The organism is Bradyrhizobium frederickii, assembly GCF_004570865.1.
Classification (GTDB): Bacteria; Pseudomonadota; Alphaproteobacteria; order Rhizobiales; family Xanthobacteraceae; genus Bradyrhizobium; species Bradyrhizobium frederickii.
This window is the reverse complement of the sequence record NZ_SPQS01000005.1, coordinates 393,950-403,236: the sequence shown is the minus strand read 5'-3', so window position 1 is coordinate 403,236 and position 9,287 is coordinate 393,950. Positions and strand designations below refer to the sequence as shown.

General features: G+C 65.2%; 8 protein-coding genes. 7 read left to right on the top strand and 1 reads right to left on the bottom strand.

The window, feature by feature from the left end:
- Positions 1-4: 4 nt before the first annotated feature.
- Positions 5-1,276: an MFS transporter gene (locus E4K64_RS11615; RefSeq protein WP_135163618.1), complete on the bottom strand. Its 1,272-nt coding sequence runs from the start codon at positions 1,274-1,276 to the stop codon at positions 5-7.
- 407 nt (positions 1,277-1,683) lie between these two features.
- On the opposite strand from E4K64_RS11615, the gene E4K64_RS11610 reads away from it, so the two are divergent.
- The 7 genes from E4K64_RS11610 (at position 1,684) to rpoN (ending at position 9,150) form a co-directional block, all read left to right on the top strand.
- A complete protein-coding gene (locus E4K64_RS11610; RefSeq protein WP_235884648.1) occupies positions 1,684-3,213 on the top strand; it encodes a beta strand repeat-containing protein in 1,530 nt (509 codons plus the stop codon).
- Positions 3,214-3,248: 35 nt separating this feature from the next.
- Complete coding sequence (locus E4K64_RS11605) at positions 3,249-3,797, top strand: hypothetical protein (RefSeq protein ID WP_235884647.1); 549 nt, start codon at positions 3,249-3,251, stop codon at positions 3,795-3,797.
- A gap of 140 nt (positions 3,798-3,937) precedes the next feature.
- Positions 3,938-4,552, top strand: a complete 615-nt coding sequence (locus E4K64_RS11600) for a ribonuclease D (protein WP_135163617.1) — start codon at positions 3,938-3,940, stop codon at positions 4,550-4,552.
- 173 nt (positions 4,553-4,725) lie between these two features.
- Positions 4,726-5,454, top strand: a complete 729-nt coding sequence (gene lptC, locus E4K64_RS11595; protein ID WP_126256950.1) for an LPS export ABC transporter periplasmic protein LptC — start codon at positions 4,726-4,728, stop codon at positions 5,452-5,454.
- A gap of 5 nt (positions 5,455-5,459) precedes the next feature.
- The gene (locus E4K64_RS11590; RefSeq protein WP_167771947.1) at positions 5,460-6,188 is read left to right on the top strand and encodes an LptA/OstA family protein; all 729 of its coding nucleotides are present in this window, start codon (positions 5,460-5,462) and stop codon (positions 6,186-6,188) included.
- 219 nt (positions 6,189-6,407) lie between these two features.
- Entirely contained in the window at positions 6,408-7,427 is a 1,020-nt protein-coding gene (lptB, locus tag E4K64_RS11585; protein WP_135163615.1) for an LPS export ABC transporter ATP-binding protein, read from the top strand.
- 91 nt (positions 7,428-7,518) lie between these two features.
- Positions 7,519-9,150, top strand: coding sequence for an RNA polymerase factor sigma-54 (gene rpoN, locus E4K64_RS11580; protein ID WP_135163614.1), 1,632 nt, complete (start codon positions 7,519-7,521; stop codon positions 9,148-9,150).
- Positions 9,151-9,287 lie beyond the last annotated feature (137 nt).

Sequence of the window (9,287 nt, the reverse complement as noted above, 5' to 3'; positions counted from 1 at the left end):
CCCCTCACACCACCCTTTTCCCCGCCCGCTCCGCCACCGCCTTCTGCACAAAATACATCATCACCAGCGCGACGAGCGTCGTGGCGACGACGACGTAGCCGATCCGGTCGAAATGCAGCAGCGCGCCGTCGGGCGCCTGCGCGATGATCGCGCCGGCGAGCACCGAGCCGAGGCCGCCGGAGAGCTGCTGCAGCGAGGCGCTGATGGCGCTGAACGAACCGCGCTGGTCGGGATCGGGGATTGCCGACATCAGCGCCTGCGATGGGATCATGCGCGAGAAGATGCCGACGAACATCAGCACGTTGACGAGGATCGCGGTCGCGAGCGTGACGTGGCCGAGATGGGTATAGACCAGCACCATGATCACGGACACCGCGCTGCCGAACACGAAGGTCGGGTATTTGCCGAACGCGTCGCTGGCGCGGCCGACCAGCGGCCCGGTGACGATGCTGAACAGGCCGGAGACGAGATAGATCGTCGGCAGATGCGTGATGTCGATGCCGAGATTGTTCACGGTGAAGGCGCTGGAGAACGGCATCAGCATGTATCCGCCGGTCGCCAGCAGCGTCGTGACCGCGAACGCCAGCGTATAGCGTGGCTGCGCGAGGGTCGCGATCAGATGGTGGAACGGGTTTCTGTCATGCTTCAGCTTCAGATGCGCGTCGACCGGCTTCATGGCGAAGGCGATGATGACGATCGCCGCGACCGACACCACGACGATCGCGATGAAGCAGACATGCCAGCTCCAGCGATTGGCGAGAAACAGCCCGGCGGGAATGCCGAGCACCTGGCTCGCCGCGAACGCCGTCTGGATGGTTCCCATCGCGCGGCCGCGCATGTGCAGCGGGAACAGGTCGGTGATGATGGCGAGCACCACCGCGCCGATCACGCCGCCGAACAATCCGGTCACGACCCGGCCGAGCAGCAGCACGTGGTAGTTCGGCGCAGCCGCGCAGAGCGCGGTGCCGAGCGTGAAGCCGACATAGAAGAACAACAGCAGGCGCTTGCGATCGAAGCGATCGGCAAAGCCGGCGGCCAGCACGCCCGAAATGCCGGCACTGAACGCGTAGGCCGACACCGCCACGCCGAACTGGGTGGCCGTGATGTCGAGCGCTGGCATCAGGATGGCGCCGAGCGGCGACATGATGATGAAGTCGAGGATGATGGTGAACTGCGTGAACGCGAGCAGCGCGATGAGAAACGCCTGATAGCGCGAAAAGCCGCGCGGGCGTTCCGATGGGGCCTCGATAGGCGCAGCGAGCGTCTGTTCGGTCATGGATCTCGATTTCGTCGGGTGGCGGGGAGAGAAAGCGGAAGATGGGGTGGGCCCGCATGATTTTCACGGGCGCACGGCCCTCATTCCTGACGGAATCCGAAGCACGCGCCGGGTTGTGGGATACGTGCAACAGCCCGCGATCCGACCAACCGTCCGGCGGCTTCGCGAAAGGCGTGCGCGGGCTGAGAAGCCGGGCGCCGGCCCCGCACCCCATGAATATGGGAGGACGCAATGCCGCGCGGTCCCTCGCGCATCCGGCGTCTTCCAAAGCCATGGACTGCATGCTTTGAGTGTCGCCGTGCCGCGCAAGCGTCAATCGTTTTGACGCGGTGGCGGCCTGGGGCTGGAAGTGACGGCGGTCTTCGATCCTCCTGCGCCACTTGCCGGTCGCAAGGTTGGAGGACGGGGTGGGGACCAACATGATGATTTCGTTGCGCGCGCGAATCGCCGCCTGTCTCGCAACGGCGCTGTTTGCCGTGATCGCGGCCTGCGCCGGCGCGCCGCAAGCCCGGGCCCAGTTCATCTGCGTGGATGGTGCCTTGTCCGATCAAGGCGCCAGTGCGGCCGGCTCAGGGGGCAATTTTGCCTGCGGGCCCTCCGCTTCCGCTGCCGGCAACGGCAGCAACAACTCCGCGGTCGGGGCCGGCGCTAACGCCAGCGGCGATAGCAGCTCCAATGGGGCCACGGGAAACAATGCCAACGCCAGCGGCAACAACAGTTTCAACAGCGCGACCGGAGCGGGAGCCATTGCCAGCGGTGAAGGCAGCAAAAACATGGCGTCCGGAAACAACGCGCAAGCCAGCGGTGACAACAGTACCAATATCGCGGCCGGCGCCGGCGCCAACGCCAGCGGCAACAACAGCGGCAATCTTGCGTCCGGGCTCACCGCCCTGGCCAACGGAGACAACAGCAGGAACGTCGCGACAGGGCGCAGTTCCAATGCCTCCGGCAACAACAGCAGAAATCTTGCGACCGGGTTTGTCGCCAGGGCTTACGGGGACGCCAGCGCCAACACCGCGACGGGGACCAACGCCAACGCCTTCGGCAACGGCAGCAGCAACATTGCGACCGGCGTCAACTCCAACGCGACCGGCGACAACAGCTACAATATCGCGACCGGCCTGAATACCAACGCGAGCGGGTCCGGAAGCAACAACGTCGCCACCGGCAACGCCGCCGTCGCGCTTGGCACCAACAGCTTCAACACGGCGACCGGCTATCTGGCGCATGCCCATGGCACCAATTCGGGGAACGTCGCGAACGGTGCGCAATCTGATGCCAGCGGCACCGGTAGCTTCAACATCGCCATAGGAAACGGCGCCCATGCGATCGGAAACGGCGTGGCAAACACCGCGGTGGGCAACGGCGCCAACGCCACCGGCGCAAACTCGTCGGCTTTCGGCAATGGCGCATCGGCAACTTTCGCGAACGCCACCGCGATCGGCAATGGGGCCACCGCGACGCGCGCCGACCAACAGGTCTACGGGACGGCGAGCAATACCTACACGATGTCAGGCGTTACCTCGGCCGCGAGCAAGGCCGCGCAGTCCGGACCGCTGCAGCTCGTCACCACCGACGCTGCCGGCAATCTTGCCGCCACCCCGCTCAGCGCGCTCGGGTTTGCGGGCTCGGCAGATATTGCAAGCATCAATAGCCAGCTTGCAGGCATCAATGCCCGCCTCAACGACCTCGACGGCAGAACCGGCAAGGCGATCAACGGTGTCGCGATGGCCTTTGCGATGTCCGGCTCGCCCTGGCTGATGCCTTCCGAGAAGATCGCGATGAGCATGAACTGGGGGACGTTTCAGAATACCAATGCGCTCTCCATGAGTGCGGCGCTGCGCGTCAGCGAGCACGTGCAGGCCAGCGGCGGTCTGACCTATGGCACGAATGGCGGCGGATTGGGCGGCCGCGTCGGTATGCGCGTCAGCTGGTAAATGCAGCAGAGCCGTTGCATGCACAGGGCCGTTCCATGCGATTGATTACGCGAGCCGCGATTGCCCTGGCGTTGCTGCTGTCCTGCGGCAGCGACAGGGCGATGGCGCAGCAGAAGACGCCTGAGCCGGCCCCGGCGCAGTCCTCGCTGCCTGTCACGCTGGAGAAGGCACTCTATCTGATCCGCTCGACGCTGCTCACGCTCAACGATGCCAACCGCACGGGCAATTACACGGTGCTGCGCGATCTCGCTGCGCCCGACTTCCAGGCGCGCAACACCGCCGCAGATCTCGCATTGAATTTTCTCGACCTGCGGCGCCGTAACTTCGATCTCTATGCGGCGGCATTGCTGGCGCCTCAGTTCAGCGATGCGCCCGCGCTCGATCAGCGCGGAATGCTGCGCCTTGCAGGTCACATTCCGACCCGGCCGCAGCAGATCCAGTTCGATCTGACGTTTCAGGTCGTGGCCGGGCAATGGCACCTGTTCGCGATCGCGATCGCGACGCCGGAAGCTGCATCGGCACAGCCGCGAGCCCAGGCGACGCCCGGCAGGCCGGCCGTGCCTGCGCAGAAGAAGACGCCCTGAAGGGTTGCGCGGCGCCCGCTACGGCAACGACCTGACCGAACCGCGTGCTTGCGCGGCCCGCCGGCAAGGGCTACAGCGCCGGCAATCCGAATTAGCTATTGTGCCGACGCAACCGATTCGACCCGAGGCTTTGAAACGCCATGACCGTACGCCTGCACCGCGGCGACCTGCCCGACCTCACGCGCTACACCAATGCGGTGGCGATCGACACCGAGACCATGGGGCTGAACCCGCACCGCGACCGGCTCTGCGTGGTGCAGCTCTCGCCCGGCGACGGCAGCGCCGACGTGGTGCAGATCCCCAAGGGCCACACCGACGCGCCCAACCTGAAGGCCCTGCTCGCCAATCCCGCCATCACCAAGATCTTCCATTTCGCGCGGTTCGACGTCGCGGTGCTGTACCAGACCTTCGGCGTCATGACCGGGCCGATTTATTGCACCAAGATTGCCTCGCGCCTGATCCGTACCTACACCGACCGCCACGGCCTGAAAGACCTCGTGCGCGAGGTGCTCAATGTCGACCTTTCCAAGCAGCAGCAATCCAGCGACTGGGGTTCGGACAGCCTGACCGAGCCGCAGCTCGCCTACGCCGCCTCCGATGTGCTGCACCTGCATGCCTTGCGCGAACGGCTGGATGCCATGCTGGTCCGGGAAGGCCGCACTCAGCTGGCGAGGTCCTGTTTCGACTTCCTGCCGACCCGGGCCCTGCTCGACCTCCAGGGCTGGGCGGAAGAGGACATTTTCGCGCATTCCTGAGCCCTCGGCCGCCGGGTAGACTCGGGTCTGCGCCCCGTTTCGGACACTTTCCTGCGGCCTGTCCAAGCCTGGTACGTCCAAGCCCGATACGTCCAAGGCTGCATATTGCGGCGGCGGCGGGTACAATGGGGCGCCCTCGACCCGGCTTGGCGAGCGACACCTCAGGAGCTCAGGTGAATTCGGCCCACAATCCCACCTACGACGCCGCGCTCGCGGCGAAGTTTGCCAGCGCGGCGCGCCACAGCCGTCTGGTGCGGATTCTGCGGGTCGGGGTCCCCGCGACGGTGGTCGTGGCCATGGCCGTGATCATCTACATCGCGTTCTTCAACAAGTTCAGGATTCCCGAGCTGCCGCTCACGGTCGAAAACATGGTGGTGTCGGGCACCAAGATCACGATGGAATCGCCGCATCTGTCCGGCTTCACGCCGGATCGGCGGCCCTATGAGCTCTGGGCCAAGACCGCGACGCAGGACATCACCGATCCCGATCATGTCGATCTCAACGACCTGCGCGCGAAAGTGCTGATGGAGGATCAATCCACCCTGTTCCTCGATGCCCGCACCGGCCGCTTCGACAACAAGCAGCAGCAGCTCGACCTGCACAAGGACATCTTCCTGCGCACCTCCACCGGCTATGAGGCGCGGCTGAACTCCGCCTTCGTCGACATGAACAAGGGCACGGTCTCCTCGGACGAGCGTGTCGACGTCAAGCTGACCAACGGCACGCTGACTGCGGATCGCCTGCGAATTACGGAAGGCGGCGACGTCATCCGTTTCGAAGGCAATGTGGTGATGCATCTGGACAAGCTGGATGACCCGGCCGCCGCACAGCCTGCGCCGGTCGAGCCCGCGCCGCCGGCGAAGACACGTACGCCTCAGAACAAGTCTGCCAACACAAGATGATTTTCATGACCAGGATCTTTTCGCGCAGCGACGACAAGCGGTGCGCCATCATCAGCGCGGCTGCACTTGCGGTCGGCATCGCGCTGGTCGCGGGCAGCGCGGCCATCGCGCAGAGCGCGATGCAGGGCGTGCCCAACGCGATGCAGGGCTTTTCGCAGAACCGCGATCAGCCGATCCAGATCGAGGCCGCCTCGCTCGAGATGCGCGACAAGAAAAAGGAGGCGACCTTCGCCGGCAACGTGAAGGTCATCCAGGGCGACACCACCATGACCTCGAAGACGCTGGTGGTGTTCTACGAATCCGGCGGCGACAAGCCGGCCACGCCGCAGCCCGCACCCGCAAAAGGCGCCAAATCCGCACCGATGCAGTCGGCGCAGCCGGGTCCGGGCGGCAGCTCCTCGATCAAGCGGCTGGAGGCGCGCGGCAATGTCGTGGTCACCCAGAAGGACCAGGTGGTGACCGGCGATACCGCCGTGTTCGACACCAAGACCAATCTCATCACCATGCTCGGTGGCTCCGGCCAGGTCGTCCTGACCCAATGCAAGAACGTGCTGCGCGGCGACCGCTTGATGGTCGACATGACGACAGGCGTGTCGCGGGTGGAATCCGACAATGGCCGGGTTCAGGCCCTGCTGCCGCAGGGCGGTGGCAGCGATTGCGGCCAGGGGGGACAGGGCGGCAAGCCCGGCGGGGCGCCGCCTCTGCAATTGCCCGGTGCAAGTAAACCGAAATAATTCAACGGCTTGGTTCGGATGCGGCCGAACCGAGGTTGAAGCTTGGCCGGCGAGACTGTATCTAGCGCACAAGGCTTCGAAGCGGGGTTCGCCGCTTTTCGGGCGTGTTTCACTGGGCATGAGACATCCCTTCACTCATGCTGCATCGGCGAATCGAAGGCCGCTGCGGCAGATCGCGCGAATTCGCGCAGGATCGTCGCGAAAGGCTGGAAGGCGGGGATGGTCGATCTCTTCAGCATGTTCCGTCGGCGCCCCGCCAAGCGCGGCCGGCCAGGATTTGCCCGTCAGGACATCACCACGCTCGGTGACGGTGTCGGCGGGCTCGTGACCAGCCCGATCCGCGAGGTGCCGCCGATTGCCCGTGACCAGGCGATGCATGCGCCCGGGCAGTTCCAGGGCGACTATCAAGGCGACTACCAGCACGATTATCAACCCGAGCCGCGTCCGCAGCCGGTTCACCCCGTCAGGGCTGCCGGCAAGTCCAACGGCGCCGGCGGGCCCCAGCTCCTGAAGCGGCCGGGTTTCCTGGCTGTGCATAGCGTGGAAAAGGCCTTCGGCAGCCGGCAGGTGGTGCGCGGCGTCAGCATCTATGTGCGCCGCGGCGAAGCGGTCGGCCTGCTCGGCCCGAACGGCGCCGGCAAGACCACCGTGTTCTACATGATCACCGGCCTGATCAAGGCCGATCGCGGCGCGATCGAGCTCGACGGCCACGACGTCACCAGACTGCCGATGTATCAGCGCGCGCGACTCGGCATCGGCTATCTGCCGCAGGAGGCCTCGATCTTCCGCGGTCTCACCGTCGAGCAGAATATCCGCGCCGTGCTCGAAGTGGTCGAGCCCTCGCGCAAGAAGCGCGAGCAGCAGCTCGACTCCCTGCTCGACGAATTCAACATCACGCGGCTGCGCAAATCGCCGTCGATCGCGCTGTCGGGCGGCGAGCGCCGCCGCGTCGAGATCGCGCGTGCGCTGGCGACGCGGCCGAACTACATGCTGCTCGACGAGCCCTTCGCCGGCATCGACCCGATCGCCGTCGGCGACATCCAGGACCTCGTCCGCCATCTCACCAATCGCGGCATCGGCGTGCTCATCACCGACCACAATGTGCGCGAGACGCTCGGCCTGACCGATCGCGCCTATATCGTCTATGCCGGGGAAATCCTGACCGAGGGGAGCCCGGATGAGATCGTCGCCGATCCGGACGTGCGCCGCCTTTACCTTGGCGAGGAATTCCGCCTCTAGCCCGTTTTTGCGTTTCGTCAAGACATGTACATCGGGCTTGGAGTAAGATAAGCAAAAATCGGACCAATTTTTTGGGAACGGTTCTTGCTTCATGGCGCTCACGCAGAGATTAGAGTTCCGGCAATCGCAGTCGCTGGTAATGACGCCGCAGCTGATGCAGGCGATCAAGCTGCTGCAATTGTCCAATCTCGATCTCACGACGTTCGTGGAAGAGGAGCTGGAGCGGAACCCTCTGCTGGAACGGGCCAATGACGAGGCCCCCGCGGGCGAGGCCCCCACTGATGCCGGCCAGTACGGCAATGGCGACGAGGCCGGTGGCCAGGGCGAAGGTCAGGGTGACGACGGCTTTGGCGGCAGCGCCGACGGCTTCGAGCCGGGCCAGGACGAATGGATGAGCAAGGATCTCGGCACCCGCGCCGAGATCGAGCAGACCCTGGACACGGGCCTGGACAACGTCTTCTCCGAGGAGCCGGCCGAGGCGGCCGCGCGCAACGCCCAGGACGCCGCGCCGACCACCTACACCGAATGGGGCGGCGGCGCCTCCGGCGACGAGGATTACAATCTCGAGGCCTTCGTGGCCGCGGAGATGACGCTCTCGGATCATCTTGCCGAGCAGCTCTCGGTGGCCTTCACCGCGCCTGCGCAGCGCATGATCGGCCAGTACCTGATCGACCTCGTCGACGAGGCCGGCTATCTGCCGCCCGATCTCGGCCAGGCCGCCGAGCGTCTTGGCGCATCGCAAGCCGACGTCGAGGGCGTCCTCGCCGTGCTGCAGAAATTCGATCCTCCCGGCATCTGCGCGCGCTCCTTAAGCGAATGCCTCGCGATCCAGCTCCGCGAGCTCGACCGCTACGACCCCGCGATGCAGGCTCTCGTCGAGCATCTCGATCTGCTCGCCAAGCGCGACATCGTGGCCTTGCGCAAGATCTGCGGCGTCGACGACGAGGACATCGCCGACATGATCGGCGAGATCCGCCGCCTCAATCCCAAGCCGGGCATGAAGTTCGGCTCGGCGCGTTTGCAGACCATGGTGCCCGACGTCTATGTCCGCCCCGGTCCCGACGGCGGCTGGCATGTCGAGCTCAACAGCGACACCTTGCCGCGCGTGCTGGTCAACCAGACCTATTATTCCGAGCTGTCGAAGAAGGTCGGCAAGGACGGCGACAAATCCTATTTCACCGACGCGCTACAGAACGCGACCTGGCTGGTGCGCGCGCTCGACCAGCGCGCCCGCACCATCCTGAAAGTTGCAACCGAGATCGTGCGCCAGCAGGACGGCTTCTTCACCCACGGCGTGGCGCATCTGCGCCCGCTGAATCTGAAGGCCGTCGCCGACGCCATTCAGATGCATGAATCCACGGTGTCGCGCGTCACCGCCAACAAGTACATGGCGACCAATCGCGGCACGTTCGAGTTGAAATATTTCTTCACGGCCTCGATCGCCTCGGCCGACGGCGGCGAGGCGCATTCCGCCGAAGCCGTGCGTCATCACATCAAGCAGCTGATCGATTCGGAAGAGCCCAGCGCGATCCTGTCGGACGACACCATCGTGGAACGCTTGCGCGCCTCGGGCATTGATATTGCCCGCCGCACGGTCGCGAAATACCGCGAAGCCATGCGCATTCCTTCCTCGGTGCAACGCCGCCGCGACAAGCAGAGCGCCCTTGGTAACGTCCTCTCCACCGCCTTGTCCGATCGCTCGCGCAATCCCGAACCGGCCTGATTGCGCTGGCGCGAAATCGCGCTACTCTCGGCTCCCCTTTGCAACCGATCCAAGCACGCGCATGATCCGGAAAAGTGCACAGCGGTTTCCCCTCCCCATCAACGCGGAACGTGCTCGTGGGGAGATCACGCGCAGGG